This window comes from Pseudomonas palmensis, from assembly GCF_017848315.1.
Taxonomy (GTDB): domain Bacteria; phylum Pseudomonadota; class Gammaproteobacteria; order Pseudomonadales; family Pseudomonadaceae; genus Aquipseudomonas; species Aquipseudomonas palmensis.
In genome coordinates this window covers 1-14,820 of sequence record NZ_JAFKEC010000056.1, presented here as the reverse complement: position 1 = coordinate 14,820, position 14,820 = coordinate 1, and the positions used below count along the sequence as shown (strand labels likewise).

The 14,820-nt window shown below is 57.4% G+C and carries 12 protein-coding genes and 4 pseudogenes; 3 read left to right on the top strand and 13 right to left on the bottom strand.

Going from position 1 to position 14,820, the window contains the following annotated elements:
- The first annotated feature begins 50 nt into the window (after positions 1-50).
- From JZZ72_RS22625 to JZZ72_RS22615, 3 genes are all read left to right on the top strand, one after another.
- Positions 51-1,904: an Lnb N-terminal periplasmic domain-containing protein gene (locus tag JZZ72_RS22625; protein WP_043860211.1), complete on the top strand. Its 1,854-nt coding sequence runs from the start codon at positions 51-53 to the stop codon at positions 1,902-1,904.
- 155 nt (positions 1,905-2,059) lie between these two features.
- Positions 2,060-2,410, top strand: a complete 351-nt coding sequence (locus JZZ72_RS22620) for a hypothetical protein (RefSeq protein WP_043860210.1) — start codon at positions 2,060-2,062, stop codon at positions 2,408-2,410.
- A gap of 67 nt (positions 2,411-2,477) precedes the next feature.
- Entirely contained in the window at positions 2,478-2,966 is a 489-nt protein-coding gene (locus JZZ72_RS22615; protein WP_054916265.1) for a GreA/GreB family elongation factor, read from the top strand.
- Here the strand turns inward: JZZ72_RS22615 and gdhA are convergent.
- The 13 genes and pseudogenes from gdhA to JZZ72_RS22550 form a co-directional block, all read right to left on the bottom strand.
- A complete protein-coding gene (gdhA, locus tag JZZ72_RS22610; protein ID WP_210015182.1) occupies positions 2,963-4,300 on the bottom strand; it encodes an NADP-specific glutamate dehydrogenase in 1,338 nt (445 codons plus the stop codon). The two genes, JZZ72_RS22615 and gdhA, sit on opposite strands and share 4 nt — an antisense overlap.
- A 266-nt stretch (positions 4,301-4,566) precedes the next feature.
- Entirely contained in the window at positions 4,567-6,231 is a 1,665-nt protein-coding gene (gene ettA / locus JZZ72_RS22605) for an energy-dependent translational throttle protein EttA (RefSeq protein ID WP_043860207.1), read from the bottom strand.
- Between the two features lie 120 nt (positions 6,232-6,351).
- Positions 6,352-6,615: a PAAR domain-containing protein gene (locus JZZ72_RS22600; protein WP_054916267.1), complete on the bottom strand. Its 264-nt coding sequence runs from the start codon at positions 6,613-6,615 to the stop codon at positions 6,352-6,354.
- Positions 6,616-6,832: 217 nt separating this feature from the next.
- Positions 6,833-7,471 carry an SMI1/KNR4 family protein gene (locus JZZ72_RS22595; protein WP_236066320.1) on the bottom strand — a complete coding sequence of 213 codons (639 nt, stop codon included), beginning with the start codon at positions 7,469-7,471 and terminating at the stop codon, positions 6,833-6,835.
- A 90-nt stretch (positions 7,472-7,561) separates the two neighbouring features.
- Positions 7,562-8,042: pseudogene (locus JZZ72_RS22590) on the bottom strand (RHS repeat-associated core domain-containing protein); the annotation flags it as partial.
- 101 nt (positions 8,043-8,143) lie between these two features.
- The gene (locus JZZ72_RS22585) at positions 8,144-8,758 is read right to left on the bottom strand and encodes a hypothetical protein (RefSeq protein ID WP_210015181.1); all 615 of its coding nucleotides are present in this window, start codon (positions 8,756-8,758) and stop codon (positions 8,144-8,146) included.
- 389 nt (positions 8,759-9,147) lie between these two features.
- Positions 9,148-9,849, bottom strand: a pseudogene (locus tag JZZ72_RS28145) (RHS repeat-associated core domain-containing protein); the annotation flags it as partial.
- Between the two features lie 293 nt (positions 9,850-10,142).
- Positions 10,143-10,499 carry a hypothetical protein gene (locus JZZ72_RS22575; RefSeq protein WP_146095001.1) on the bottom strand — a complete coding sequence of 119 codons (357 nt, stop codon included), beginning with the start codon at positions 10,497-10,499 and terminating at the stop codon, positions 10,143-10,145.
- A gap of 338 nt (positions 10,500-10,837) precedes the next feature.
- Positions 10,838-11,569 (bottom strand): annotated as a pseudogene (locus JZZ72_RS28140) (RHS repeat-associated core domain-containing protein); the annotation flags it as partial.
- Positions 11,570-11,675: 106 nt separating this feature from the next.
- On the bottom strand, positions 11,676-12,368 hold the full coding sequence (locus JZZ72_RS22565; RefSeq protein ID WP_153046136.1) for a hypothetical protein: 693 nt from the start codon (positions 12,366-12,368) through the stop codon (positions 11,676-11,678).
- A gap of 411 nt (positions 12,369-12,779) precedes the next feature.
- Positions 12,780-13,481 (bottom strand): annotated as a pseudogene (locus JZZ72_RS28135) (RHS repeat domain-containing protein); the annotation flags it as partial.
- 179 nt (positions 13,482-13,660) lie between these two features.
- Complete coding sequence (locus JZZ72_RS22555) at positions 13,661-14,197, bottom strand: hypothetical protein (RefSeq protein ID WP_153046135.1); 537 nt, start codon at positions 14,195-14,197, stop codon at positions 13,661-13,663.
- Positions 14,198-14,200: 3 nt separating this feature from the next.
- Positions 14,201-14,820: RHS repeat-associated core domain-containing protein (locus tag JZZ72_RS22550; RefSeq protein WP_210015180.1), on the bottom strand; the 620-nt coding region annotated here is incomplete at its 5' end.

Below are 14,820 nucleotides of genomic sequence, written 5' to 3'. Positions count from 1 at the left end.
GGGTTTGTTTGCCCGCCTCTATCGGCATCATTCAGACGTAGTTGCCCGACATGCTCAAACGCCTTGCCTACCTGGCGCTCTGTGCCTGCGCCCCGCTGCACGCTGCCACCGTGCTGGACGATGCTCGTCTGCACGCACTGGCCAACGACCGCTACTGGATCTCCCTGGGCCATTACGAAACCGCCAAGCTCGGCGGATGGCGCAGCTACGTGGACGACCCCAAATTCTTCCTGGCCAAGGACGGTGCGCACCACCCTGACCAGGAACTGCGCGCCACCTATGAGGCGCTGTACGCCCCGGCCAGCCTGGGCGACCAGCACGCGCAATGCGTATTCCCGGCGCGCACCCGCTGGCTGCGCGAGCAGTTGCAGCTCACCGACCTGCCGGCGCCGGACTGCAAGGCCTACACCCAGTGGTACTCGGATGTGTCGCCGCACAGCGCGGTGATGATCTTCCCGGCCGCCTACCTGAACAGCCCCTCGTCGATGTTCGGGCACACGCTGCTGCGTATCGACCAGGCCGACGTGCAAAGCGACAACACCGCACTGCTGAGCTACGCGATCAACTTCGGCGCCTACATCGAGGGCAACGACAACAGCATCCTGTATGCCTGGAAGGGCCTGATGGGCGGCTACCCCGGCCTGTTCGCGCTGGTGCCCTACCAGGAGAAGCTGTCCGAATACCGCAGCCTGGAAAACCGCGACCTGTGGGAATACCGGCTGAACCTCACGCCCGAGGAAACCGGGCGCATGGTCGAGCACATCTGGGAACTCAAGCAGATCCAGTTCGACTATTTCTTCTTCGACGAAAACTGCTCGTATCGCCTGCTCGAACTGCTGCAGGTGGCACGGCCGAGCCTGGACCTGACCTCGCAGTTCCCGCTCACGGCGATCCCCACCGACACGGTCAAGGCGGTGAAACAGTCCGGGCTGGTGGCGCGTACCGACTACCGCCCATCGCGCGAGCGCGAGCTGCTGGAGCGGGCCAAACCGCTGGACCATGCCGAACAGCAGCAGGTGCTGGCCGTGAGCGCCGACACCGCGCAGCTGCAGAGCCCCGCCTTCACCGAGCTGCCGCGCGAGCGCCAGGCGCTGGTGCAGGACGCCGCCTATCGCCTGGAGCGCTACCGCGCCAATGGCCTGGAGCGCGACCCGGAGCGGGCCAGGCGCAGCTTCGAGTTGCTGCGCGCGATCAACCGCAACCCGCCACCGCCGTTGCAGATCGAACGCCCCGGGCTGCCGGAGGACGGCCACGAGTCGCGCACCTGGCAGCTGGGCGTGGGTACCCGAGAAGACCGGGCCTTTGCCGAGTACGGGCTGCGCATGGCCTATCACGACCTCAACGACAACGCCTACGGCTTCCCGCTGGGGGCGCAGATCGAGATCCTGCAACTGAAGGTGCGCCAGTACGAACACAACGACTGGCAGGTGCAGCGCCTGGACCTGGCCACGATCCGCTCGCTGACGCCGCGCAACGACCTGCTCAAGCCGTGGTCGTGGCAGGTGGCCGGCGGGTTGGAACGGGTGCTGGGCAAGCATGAGAACGAGGTGCTGGTCAGCCATGTGAATGGCGGCGCCGGGGGCACCTGGCAGTTGGGCGAGGACATGCTCGGGTTTGCCCTGGGCACGGTGCGGGTGGAGCACAACAATGACTTTGCCGGGTTCATCGCACCCGCGGCAGGGTTCAACACCGGCGTGCTGTGGCGCAACGGGCTGGGCAACCTGAGCCTGGAGGCCAAGGGCGACTACTTCACCAATGGCGAGGTCCGCCGCAGCCTGAGCCTCAACCAGCAGTGGGAACTGTCGCGCAACCTGGGCCTGCGCCTGAGTGCCAGGCGCGAGTTCAGCCAGCTGGCGACGGCGCAGAACGAGGTGATGCTCGAGGTGAAGTGGTACAACTACTGAAGTCATCGCGGGTCAAGCCCGCTCCCACAAGGGCAGTGAGAAACCTTGTGGGAGCGGGCTTGACCCGCGATGCGATCCAATTGTTTGACATCTTTTTGACCTCTCTTGCACACACCAGCACCTAGACTTCCCCCCAACAGGTGGAGAGTTCGAACATGCGCGGGCACTGGGTACTGGTGGCAATGATGCTGGGCGGTTGCGCCAGCACCCACGATCAACTGATCGAGCAAGGCTACCCTGCCCCCTACGCCGACGGCTTCCAGGCCGGTTGCAGCAGCGGCCACCAGGCCGCAGGCGTGATGATGGGCGAGTTTCGCAAGGACGTGCCGCGCTATCTGCACGACCGCCAGTACGAGACTGGCTGGGACGACGGCTTTCGCCAGTGCCAGGCCATGCAGCAGAGCCAGGACCAGGACACCTACCGCAGCCGCCACTGGGACGAGCGCGACCAGCAGTGGCAGCAGGAAAAGGACCGCGACGCCGCCCGCGCCTATCGACGCCAATAGGTCGCCCTCGAACATTCGATGCAACCGGTGACCGCGCATCATGGTCTTCCTACAAAGGAGGCCAACCATGAGCCGAGCATTCGTCAACGAAGACCAGGCCGCCGATCAGGCCAATCAACCGGTAGAGCGGCGCATCAGCGAACAACCCAACCACGTCACCGCCCAGGGCCTGACCCTGCTCAAGCAGCGGGTCAGCGAACTGGAGACCCTGCGCAGCACGCTGCTGGGCGACCCCGACAAACAACGCCTGGCCGAGGTCGAGCGCGACCTGCGCTACTTCAGCGCCCGCGTGCAGAGCGCCCAGGTGGCCGCACCCGCCACCTCGCAGAGCAAGGTGCAGATCGGTAGCCGGGTGGTGTTTGTCGATGAAGAAGGCCGCCAGCATGAAGTGCAACTGGTCGGCGAAGACCAGGCCTATGCCGCCAGTGGCCTGATCAACTGGGGGTCACCCCTGGGCCGGGCACTGCTGGGGGCAGCGCCCGGTGACGAGGTGCTGTGGCGACGACCGGCGGGTGATCAACTGATCGAGGTCGTCGCCATCGAGCCGCAGGCCTAGACCACGCCCTGGGCCAGCATGGCGTCGGCAACCTTGACGAAGCCGGCGATGTTGGCGCCCTTGACGTAGTTGATGCGGCCGTTCTCTTCGCCGTAGTACACGCAGGCATGGTGGATCGACTGCATGATGTTGTGCAGCTTGCTGTCCACCTCGCCGGCCGTCCACAGCAGGCGCATGGCGTTCTGCGACATCTCCAGGCCGCTGACGGCCACGCCGCCGGCGTTGGAGGCCTTGCCCGGGGCGAACAGGATGCCGGCCTCGATGAAGAGGTCCACGGCGTCCAGGGTGGTCGGCATGTTGGCGCCTTCGGCCACGCAGATGCAGCCGTTGCGCAGCAGGGTGCGGGCGTCTTCGGCGTCCAGCTCGTTCTGGGTGGCGCACGGCAGGGCGATGTCGCAGGCCAGGCTCCATGGGCGCTGGCCGGCGCGGAACTCCAGGCCGAACTCGCCGCCCAGCTCGCTCAGGCGGCCGCGCTTGACGTTCTTGAGCTCCATCAGCGCATCCCACTGCGCATCGTTCAGGCCGGCTTCGCAGTACAGGGTGCCTTCGGAGTCGGACAGCGAGATGACCTTGCCGCCCAGGTCCATGACCTTGCGCGCGGCATATTGCGCCACGTTGCCGGAGCCGGAGATGGCCACACGGCGACCGTCGATGCGCAGGCCGTCGCGCTTGAGCATTTCTTCGGCGAAGTACACGCAGCCGTAGCCGGTGGCTTCGGGGCGAATCAGGCTGCCGCCGTAGTTCATGCCCTTGCCGGTCAGCACCGAGGTGAACTGGTTGGCCAGGCGCTTGTACTGGCCGAACAGGAAGCCGATTTCGCGACCACCTACGCCGATGTCACCGGCCGGCACGTCGAGGTCGGCGCCGATGTGGCGGTACAGCTCGCTCATGAATGCCTGGCAGAAGCGCATGACTTCGGCGTCGCTCTTGCCCTTGGGGTCGAAGTCCGAGCCGCCCTTGCCGCCGCCCATGGGCAGCGAGGTGAGGGAATTCTTGAGTACCTGTTCGAAGGCCAGGAACTTCAGCACGCCGAGGTTCACCGAAGGGTGGAAACGCAGGCCGCCCTTGTATGGGCCGATGGCGCTGCTCATCTGGATGCGGTAGCCGCGGTTGACACGCACCCTGCCCTGGTCGTCGACCCACGATACACGGAACAGAATGGCCCGCTCCGGCTCGACCATGCGTTCGAGAATACCGGCCTGCAGGTAGTGCGGGTTGGCTTCGAGGAAGGGCCACAGGCTGCGCAGTACCTCTTCCACGGCCTGATGGAACTCGGGCTGGGCAGGGTCGCGTTTTTGCAGGCGTGCGAGGAAGTCTTCGACGGATTCGATCATTTAGACATTCACCAGATAGAGTTGGACTTATTAGTTTTTTCAGGACTTTACCAAGAACCACTCGCACCGCAACAGGGCAAAATGTCGTTTTTATGGAAATAAATGGTGCATTTCTATAAATGTATACACCTTCGCCGGCAAAGCCTGCTCCTACAGCAGGCCGCACAACCCTGTAGGAGCCGGCCTTGCCGGCGAAGGATTCACCCGGATTCCAGGCAAAAAAAAACGGGGCCCGAAGGCCCCATTTCAGTGCAAGACCGTGAAGGTCATGCCAGTTTCTTGTGCCGTACCCGGTGCGGCTGGGCAGCGGCTTCACCCAGGCGCTTCTTGCGATCGGCTTCGTACTCGGTGTAGTTGCCTTCGAAGAACACCGCCTGCGAATCGTCTTCGTAGGCCAGGATGTGGGTAGCCACACGGTCAAGGAACCACCGATCGTGAGAGATCACGATAGCGGCGCCCGGGAAGTCCAGCAGGGCTTCCTCCAGCGAACGCAGGGTTTCGACGTCGAGGTCGTTGGACGGTTCGTCGAGCAGCAGCACGTTGCCGCCCTCTTTGAGCGTCAACGCCAGGTGCAGGCGGCCACGCTCACCACCGGAGAGGTCCTTGACGAACTTCTGCTGGTCGCCGCCCTTGAAGTTGAAGCGCCCCACGTAGGTACGCGCCGGGATCTCGTAGTTGCCGATGCGGATCTGGTCGGAACCGTCGGAGATCTGCTGGAACACGGTCTTGCCGCCGTCCAGGTCTTCGCGGCTCTGGTCGACGCAGGCCAGTTGCACGGTTTCACCGATCTCGATGCTGCCCGAGTCCGGTTGCTCCTTGCCCATCAGCATGCGGAACAGGGTCGATTTACCGGCGCCGTTACCGCCGATCACACCGACGATGGCGCCTTTTGGCATGCTGAACGACAGGTTGTCGATCAGAACGCGGTCGCCGTAGCCCTTGGTGACGTTCTTGAACTCGATGACCTTGTCACCCAGGCGCGGGCCGGCCGGGATGTAGATCTCGTTGGTTTCGCTGCGCTTCTGGAATTCCTGCGACTGCATTTCTTCGAAGCGTTGCAGACGCGCCTTGGATTTGGACTGGCGGGCCTTGGCACCTTTGCGCACCCATTCCAGTTCTTCCTTCATGGCCTTTTCATGGGCCGACTGCTGCTTGGACTCCTGGGCCAGGCGGTCCGACTTGGCTTCCAGCCAACCCGAATAGTTGCCCTCGTAAGGAATACCGGCGCCGCGGTCGAGTTCCAGAATCCAGCCGGCGACGTTGTCCAGGAAGTAACGGTCGTGGGTAATAGCGACCACGGTGCCCGGGAAGTCGTGCAGGAAGTGCTCCAGCCAGGCGACCGAGTCGGCATCCAGGTGGTTGGTCGGTTCGTCGAGCAGCAGCATGTCGGGGGCCGACAGCAGCAGGCGGCACAGGGCCACGCGGCGCTTCTCGCCACCGGACAGGTGTTCGACCTTGGCATCCCAGGCCGGCAGGCGCAGCGCGTCGGCGGCGACTTCCAGCTGGCGCTCGAGGTTGTGACCGTCGCTGGCCTGCAGGATCGCTTCCAGCTTGGCCTGTTCGGCGGCCAGCTTGTCGAAGTCGGCGTCCGGGTCGGCATAGGCGGCGTAGACCTCGTCCAGGCGGGCCTGGGCGTCCTTGATCACGCTGACGGCCTCTTCGACCACTTCACGCACGGTCTTGGTGGGGTCCAGTTGCGGCTCTTGCGGCAGGTAGCCGACATTCAGATCGGGCATCGGACGCGCTTCGCCGTCGAACTCGGTGTCGACGCCGGCCATGATTTTCAGCAGGGTGGATTTACCCGAACCGTTGAGGCCGAGCACGCCGATCTTGGCGCCGGGGAAAAAGGACAGCGAAATGTTCTTGAGGATTTCCCGCTTCGGCGGCACAACTTTGCTCAGCCGATGCATGGTGTAGACGTATTGAGCCAAAACGTGAGCTCCAGTAAGTAGGTCAATCAAAGGAGCTGATTGTAGACACAATTGGGTACCCCGGCCATCGTCGCGACTGGCGGTGCGGCCGGGGGGGAAAGTGCACGTTGCGGGCAATGCCTAGCTGATGACTGCGCCCTTGGGGCCACTGGCGATCAGCGCGGCGCCGCAGGCGGTCTTCATGCCATCCAGCGCCACGGGCGTACCGCCGACGCTGTAGGTGCTGCTGCCCTCGGCAATGGGAAATACCCCTTTGCACAGGGGGCAACTGACGCTGTGCCCTACCCCGGCAATCGGCTTGCCATTGAGGTTGGTGTTGGAAAAGGCTTCGAGTACCACGCCACCGTGGGTGGTGGCATCGCCCAGGCGAACAATGTCTTTCATGAGGTGGGTCCGTCCTTGTGTGATGGGATGTATTACGTGTGGAGGTGCAGGCCTTTGCACTCACGTCCGATGGTGCCTGATTGGAAGAGGGCTGAACATCAACATGCCGTTGCATGTCGTGGGAACGCGGGCGTCATCGAGCGGGTATCACGCTGGGCAGCCCAGATCCTCATAGTCGCTGTCAAACATTCAAGCCATCCAGGGCTACTGATGATCGTTAAGGAGCAGGATCAACGCTACTCAGCCACTGCTCAAAGTCATCCGCAACACGGCGGGCACTGCCCGTTTCATGATCCCACAACACCACGGCAGGTTCGCCTGAGGCGCCTTGCGCGTCATAATCGAAGCAATAATAATCACCTGTTCCAAACTCTGCGAAGGGCAACAGCGGTGCAAAACGCTCAGGCGATTGCGAGAAATTTTCCAGCCACGCCTGCCACCCTGACGTGTAATTTCGGACGATCGAGTCCCAGGTCTTCCTCGGGTCTCGGCTGTCGAACACGGGGAACACCACCAGGCCACCCAATGACCGTCCATTGTTGGCAAGCAGCCAGCGGGAAAAGGATGTGGGGAACGTTCTGTTCAGTTCCTTCTCTGCAGAAGCGATTGCAGAAAGCGTTGTGCCGATGACACGCGTTTTTGACATTCGGTTTCGATGTCCATCACTGGAGGCTACAAGAATCTCGCGTTGTGCACTGTATTGGTGGCCCTGACTCACGTCCAGAAGATCATCGTGCAGCAAGTAGTGATTCATGCAGGTTTTCAACACGTCTGAGGACACTGCGCTGTCCTGCGAATATGCCAGATCGGTAACACCCTGAAACGGCTCCATCATGTAACAGAATTTGAGATCCAACTCCTTGGCACGCTATGGCCTGGTCGATCACGCCGCATGAGGTCGCTTGTATTTTCGTTCACATGCCAGTAACTGCTTTCGGACCTGCACACCGTTGTGCAACCGGTGGCTCAGGTTGCCCCGCTCGTCATAGGTGTAATGCGTGCCCGCATACTCACGCAGCAGGTTGTCCATCAACCGGTTACGCCTGGGCGCACGCTCCAGCGGACGGGTCGGTTCGTGGTGCTTGTCGTCCAGCAGGTTGGGGCCAGCAGTTCATGCTGATCGACCGTCATGCCCAACAGATGACCGCTACCGTAGGTCAGCCAGCTGACCTTGTGGCCATCCGGACGCACGGTCGAGGTGCGCAGGCTGAGGGCGTCGTACTCGTGCTGCCACACCGCGACCATCAGGCTACCGGTGGCCAGGTAGTGCAGGTGTCACGAACGAGGTTGCCGGCCTTGTCATGGAACCACTGCAGCTTGCTCGCGGCGTTGATGACCTGGACCAGCCTGCCGTCGTAGGCGAAGGTTTCTTCCTCGCGCTGTTCGCCCCGGCTGGGGATGCGGGAGGTGAAGCGCCTAACGGGGTCGAGATAACGTGAGCGCCGCGCCCACCGTTTGAGCCTCCCGGAGCATAGCCGACTCGCTCATTTCAGAGCGTGAGGTGTCGGTAGGTTTTTGCCCGAATTCGTCACCGCAATGGAACCGGCAATCGGCGCGTGAGAGGCCGAAGCTTTTCACGATCCTTCCAGAGCCCCGGAAAAACTTCAAACTTAAGATCGTCTCTATTTACACCTGTATCGTAATAGCGAGCCAATCTGTCGGAAAGATCAAGATCACCCCACATATTTGTAAGCTCATACGTTTCAATAATCTCTCGATCATCATAAACCGACAGATCGTGTTTTATTACCGGAGCCCCATATGTTTCTGGATTCTCAACCTCTCCTACGTCTATAAGTCTTCCACCATAAAAAGAAAACGTTTCTCGACTACCTTTAAAGTGCGCCCCATCCAATGACGTATACGGCTTTAGCCAGTAGCGCTGAAGTTTGAGGAATCGAGATTGAATTCCCTCCACAGAAATTTTACGCACACCTAAATTTTTTTGTACCACAGCCCCAACAAAGACCTGAAAAAGCGCTTCAACCCCACTCCAATCGATGTCATCCCAGTAATCATCCTCTCGAAAAACATCATAGATACAAAGAACGGTCTTCCCAGTCATTCTAGCGACGGTATAAAGATTCTCCCTAACCTTGATTACAATGAAATGGCCAGATTTCCATACGATTCTTTTTTTCAAATCACCCACCCCTTAGTTAGAGCTCGCATACTACAGACCCGCCGAAGCCTTGAGAATCCAAATGTCGATTAGCGGCATCAGTATATTCTTGACACCTTTTGTTATTCTTCCCAACCGGATTCTGTTTGTTTGCAGTTCCGTCTAGCCCATCGTTTTCCACGAAATAATGCTGCTCTAGTCCTCTGGCAGTGTCCTTTCCACCCTGACCATACCCACGATATACAACCTCCGGCGCCCCCCCCAAAGCGCTCATAATTTCCGCCATATCGATACTTTACAACATCCACACCGACTCTATCCCCAGGCATACTTGCATAACCTATATACGGCTTACCTGTCTGCTGATCAATTGCTTGATACGTAACATGCGTCGCCGTTGCTGGATTTCCGGCAAGACCTAATGGATCGATCCAGTAAACCGGATTCGGCGTATACGCAAACAGGTTCAACCCGCCCGCATATCCAATCGGATCCTGCCCAACAAACCGCCCAACCGCCGGATCATAGTACCGATACCGGTTGTAGTGCAGTCCCGTCTCATGGTCGTGATACTGGCCCTGAAAGCGGATCGGGTTGTTCAACCCCACATGTTTCGCCCAGGCCGAACGTTCTTGTTTCACCTCACCCCACGCCTTGTACTGCGCCGACCACGCCACGTCGCCGTTGTGGTCGGTCAGTTCCATCGGCGTACCCAGGTGGTCACACTGGTACCAGGCAATCGCATCAAAGGGTTGTGGCGAGGCCGCTTGCTGCCAGAGCGGGTCCTGATCGATGTCGTAGGGGCGGTTGCTCCAGTCCGGCTCCTTGTACAACCGTATCGGGGCCTTGCGCAGAGCCTGCGCCACCGGCACAAAGCTGCCCGGTTCGTACAGGTAGTGCACCGTGCGCCCGGTGTCACCTTCATCCTGCGCAGGCGAGCTTTCCCAGGCGAGGGTGTCGCCGTCCCAGCCGAACAGGGTGAAGCCGCAGTTCAGCTCGCGCTGGCGCTTGGCCCACTCCAGCTGGTTCCAGCCAGTACCGGCTTCAGGTTTGTTCCAGTAATGCGCCGTCGAGTGCTTGTGCAACCGTCGCCCAAGGGCGTCATAGCTGTACTAGTCCTTGAGCTTGTCGTTCTAGGCTCGGTACGAAAAGCCTTGATACTCGGCGATGCTGCGTTGAAAACAACCTCGGAATGCTCATTTACAACCCGTAAACTCCGCTTCCTAGGCTGTTTTCGTCCTGCCTGACCTTCGTCTCAAGACTTTTCATACAGACCCTAGTAGCGGTGCAGTCAACATCAGGGCGTGTAATTAACGGCAACGTTCAAATGAACCCTTTCACAATCCCCACTCATGGCCATTTCTTCCGCCATACTTTCCGAAATTTGCGCATACACCTTGCGCAATTAAGCCCCCCTCATGTCCTTCAAGGCTTTTTCAAGTGCAGAAATATCCGGAGGATTTTTCTTTGACGCTTTACTTCTCATCCAGGCTGGTACCTTTTTCCGACATAGCTCAAATCCTTCATCAGAAAAATCTTTTCTCCTATACACCCTATCTATAAGCTCCCCTTCTTCCGAAAATGGATTTACAAGCAAAAGCCCATTTCGATAAAAAAAATCATACTTAGCAGCTATCGCCTTCTTCACAAGATCCTGAGACTCGATATCATCCACCAACTCATTTTCACTATTCATTTTCTTATAAGCGGAAACCAATTCACTAACCGCCCCCCAAACAGCAAAGTTATTTTTTATTGTCATGGCAGCCTAACAACCTCTGAAATCCCCATAACAGGTACAAGTTTTTTTGTACTTCTATCACGAATGAACGTTCCGCCCTCATCCCGGATATTCTGTTCCTTCATAAGCTGATCCGTCTTATCCGCAGTCATACTTGTAACCTCATAAGTGTCCGCCTTGCCATTCTCAATTACTGCAGTATCAACCCTCCTCCGCTCATTCGTCACAGGGTCTCTTACTGACTTTCCGTTAGCATCTCGAAGATAACATTCGCTCTGTATCGTAGCATTAGGGTGCTGAGCACTCATTCGTGCATTAAACTCTTGATGCCGCCTATCACCTTCAACAGCATTCTTGATCCGAGCCAGCCCCCAAGGATCGATCCAATCAATCGGATTCGGAACATATTGGTAGAGATTGAAGCCGCCCAGGTAGCCAATCGGATCTTGCCCAACAAACCGCCCAACCGCCGGATCATAGTACCGATACCGGTTGTAGTGCAGACCCGTCTCATGGTCGTGATACTGGCCCTGAAAGCGGATCGGGTTGTTCAACCCCACCTGTTTCGCCCAGGCCGAACGTTCTTGTTTCACCTCACCCCACGCCTTGTACTGCGCCGACCACGCCACGTCGCCGTTGTGGTCGGTCAGTTCCATCGGCGTACCCAGGTGGTCAAACTGGTACCAGGCAATCGCATCAAAGGGTTGTGGCGAGGCCGCTTGCTGCCAGAGCGGGTCCTGGTCGATGTCGTAGGGGCGGTTGCTCCAGTCCGGCTCCTTGTACAACCGTATCGGGGCCTTGCGCAGAGCCTGTGCCACAGGCACAAAGCTGCCAGGCTCGTACAGGTAGTGCACCGTGCGCCCGGTGCCACCTTCATCCTGCGCAGGCGAGCTTTCCCAGGCGAGGGTGTCGCCGTCCCAGCCGAACAGGGTGAAACCGCAGTTCAGCTCGCGTTGGCGCTTGGCTCGCTCCAGCTCATTCCAGCCGGCCCCCACCTGAGGCTTGTTCCAGTAATGCGCCGTCGAATGCTTGTGCAACCGTCGCCCGAGGGCGTCATAGCTGTACTCGACCTTGAGCTTGTCATCGTTGTAGTAGTGGTGCAGTCAGTCGAAAAGGCCCCAGATACTGGGACCGCACGCCGTCGTGCGGTCGATGGTGCGCTTTAGCAATTCAAGCCTGAAAAGGTGATTCAATAATCTATGCCATACACGCTGCCAGAAGCTCGACTTCAGCGAGCTCTTTTCGAGCCATCTCTCGCTCGCTTTCGTTCAATATCCACACAGTGAAACCCTCCTTGACGGAGCATTCACCATATCGAACCATGGCAGACTTAAGCTGATGCAGTTTGTTAGAAGGCAGCGCGCTCAATTTTCGAGGAGAAAATAGATTTACCGCATAAACATCTCGAATATAAAAATCTTGCTTTCCAGCCCACTGCATCTTCAACCACATAATAACCTCATCCCCGCCTGACCATGTTAACGGGTGACTCTCATCAACTGTATGTATACCTTGCGCATAACCAAACCCATACGCATGATTTTCGGAATAGGCGTAAGCATAATCAAATGACGCACACCATTCAGAATACTCGAAAAACGAATTTACCAAATTTGAAATATTCGATCTTCCTGAAGAAACTGAAAGAACCAGACCTACATCTTTTGCTAGTACAGCAGAGCATTCACAATTCAGTGTCTCACGCACCTCCCCCTTTTCCAAAATACGCTCAGAATATAGTTCAATCGATTCTATCTTGCCCCCTCCCAACTCCTTAATTAACTTTCCTTCACTAAACTTAATCACACCGCCATTTTTCCCGCCATAGCGATCAATCCTGCCTCCCATTTTCTGCATCCACTCTTTCATCACTGAGTACGACATAGACATACTCAAATCGTGGCCGGGCCGAGGATGAGCCACTAGAAAATTGTAAGCTGTAACCATTTAATTACTCCGACGTGTTTTTTCCGTTTCTCTGTATGCACCAGCACGATCACCTAAGCCTTGCAAGGTGTTCTGTCCCTTCGCTCTTAGCTTGTGTGACTGATCGGTAGGCGATGGCACCTCAACGATATCTACCTTGCCATCCTTACGCAGCCCCGTCACATCAGGACGTGTAATCGGATCTGTAGGAACACCAGTCACAGTTTTAACAGCAACGTTCACACCCACCCGCTCATAATTCCCACTCATGGCCATCTGTTCCGCGATGTCTTCCGACATCTGCGCATGCCCTTCCCCACCAGTTTTCTGCCCCGTACCAATAATCGGACACCCATTGACCTCCCTTACCGGTTGCTTCTTCGCCAGCCCCAGCGGGTCAATCCAGAAGATTGGATTCGGGGCATAAGCAAACAAGTTTGCCCCGCCCAGATACTTGATCGGATCCTGCCCAATAAACCGACCAACCTCCGGATCATAGTACCGATACCGGTTGTAGTGCAGACCCGTCTCATGGTCGTGATACTGGCCCTGAAAGCGGATCGGGTTGTTCAACCCCACCTGTTTCGCCCAGGCCGAACGTTCTTGTTTCACCTCACCCCACGCCTTGTACTGCGCCGACCACGCCACGTCGCCGTTGTGGTCGGTCAGCTCCATCGGCGTACCCAGGTGGTCACACTGGTACCAGGCAATCGCATCAAAGGGTTGTGGTGAGGCCGCTTGCCGCCAGAGCGGGTCCTGATCGATGTCGTAGGGGCGGTTGCTCCAGTCCGGCTCCTTGTACAACCGTATCGGGGCCTTGCGCAGAGCCTGCGCCACCGGCACAAAGCTGCCCGGTTCGTACAGGTAGTGCACCGTGCGCCCGGTGTCACCTTCATCCTGCGCAGGCGAGCTTTCCCAGGCGAGGGTGTCGCCGTCCCAGCCGAACAGGGTGAAGCCGCAGTTCAGCTCGCGCTGGCGCTTGGCTCGCTCCAGCTGGTTCCAGCCAGTACCGGCTTCAGGTTTGTTCTAGTAATGCGCCGCCGAATGCTTGTGCAAGTGCCGCCCAAGGGCGTTATAGATGAACTCGGCCTTGTGGTTGCCGTCGCCGCATCTTTTTAAACAGCCAAATGGGTACTAAGTGACCTACCTGCGTACTCCTGTGCAGTTGGCGGCTGAGATTCCCGGACGGATAGAGAGGAACCAATCTTAAAAAGCAAGCCTACGCGACCATAAAATTAAGTAACCCCAAAAACTTGCTACTTCGGAAAGTATCCAGGACAAGAGTTTTTCGGCCTATCCACTCCCCGCCCAAGGAACAAATGCCAGTTCTTCCCTGAAACAAACGCTCCTTCGGTCCAGTAATATCGATCGGTAACATAACTAACATTCCCCCCTGAGTCCTTAACACCTTTGCGTGCTATTTTCTTCAAAATTCTTGTCAGTACACGATCAATAACTTTTTCAGACTCAGATTTATCACCACTAAAAATTGTTGCTCCAATAGCATATTCGTCTTCCCCCCCATAGCAAGCACGAACAAAACCAACTTTATCCTTCCTGTCAACTTCAATCTGGGCTTTCCCCTTGAAGGAAAAGTCGCGATCTGAGCCCATTATTATTTTCATCTGAGGAAAGAGCTCAAATGAATCGAGCCTTACAAAGCCCCTATCTTTTACAAGTAGAAATGGTTCATTCATTCGGTATGAGATATACACTCCAAACCCAGTTTCATCCCTCAACTCATTAACCACTCCAATGTACTCTTGAAAATCCATAAAAACTGTTTTTTCCATGACTCACCTCGACGGACAATTTTTGTTATAAGGTCGAAATTGAACATCAGCTGGTCTATCGACACCTAAAGTTTTGGTACGTAAGTCTTCCATAGCTTTTTGCTCGCGCGGGACTGGTGTGCTCCCATCAGCTTTGACTTTCCCTACATTCCCATAGACAACTTTGCCATCAGCATCTCTATAGATAATGTCCGGCCGGCGTCCCTCTTTATTACCTCCAGGAGTTTTAATTAAATTCTCTTTTTCAACGCCACCTCCAGCTAGAACGGTACCCCCTGATGCTTGAACCTCTCGCCCCCAAGCATGAATGACTTGGTTATGCGGCCCTTCACCATTGGTCTTAGGTCCCCGTTTAGCCAGCCCAAATGGATCTATCCAGTCAATCGGATTCGGCGCATATATGAACAGGTTCAACCCACCAAAGTAACTGATCGGATCCTGCCCAACAAACCGCCCAACCGCCGGATCATAGTACCGATACCGGTTGTAGTGCAGTCCCGTCTCATGGTCGTGATACTGGCCCTGAAAGCGGATCGGGTTGTTCAACCCCACCTGTTTCGCCCAGGCCGAACGTTCTTGTTTCACCTCACCCCACGCCTTGTACTGCGCCGACCACGCCACGT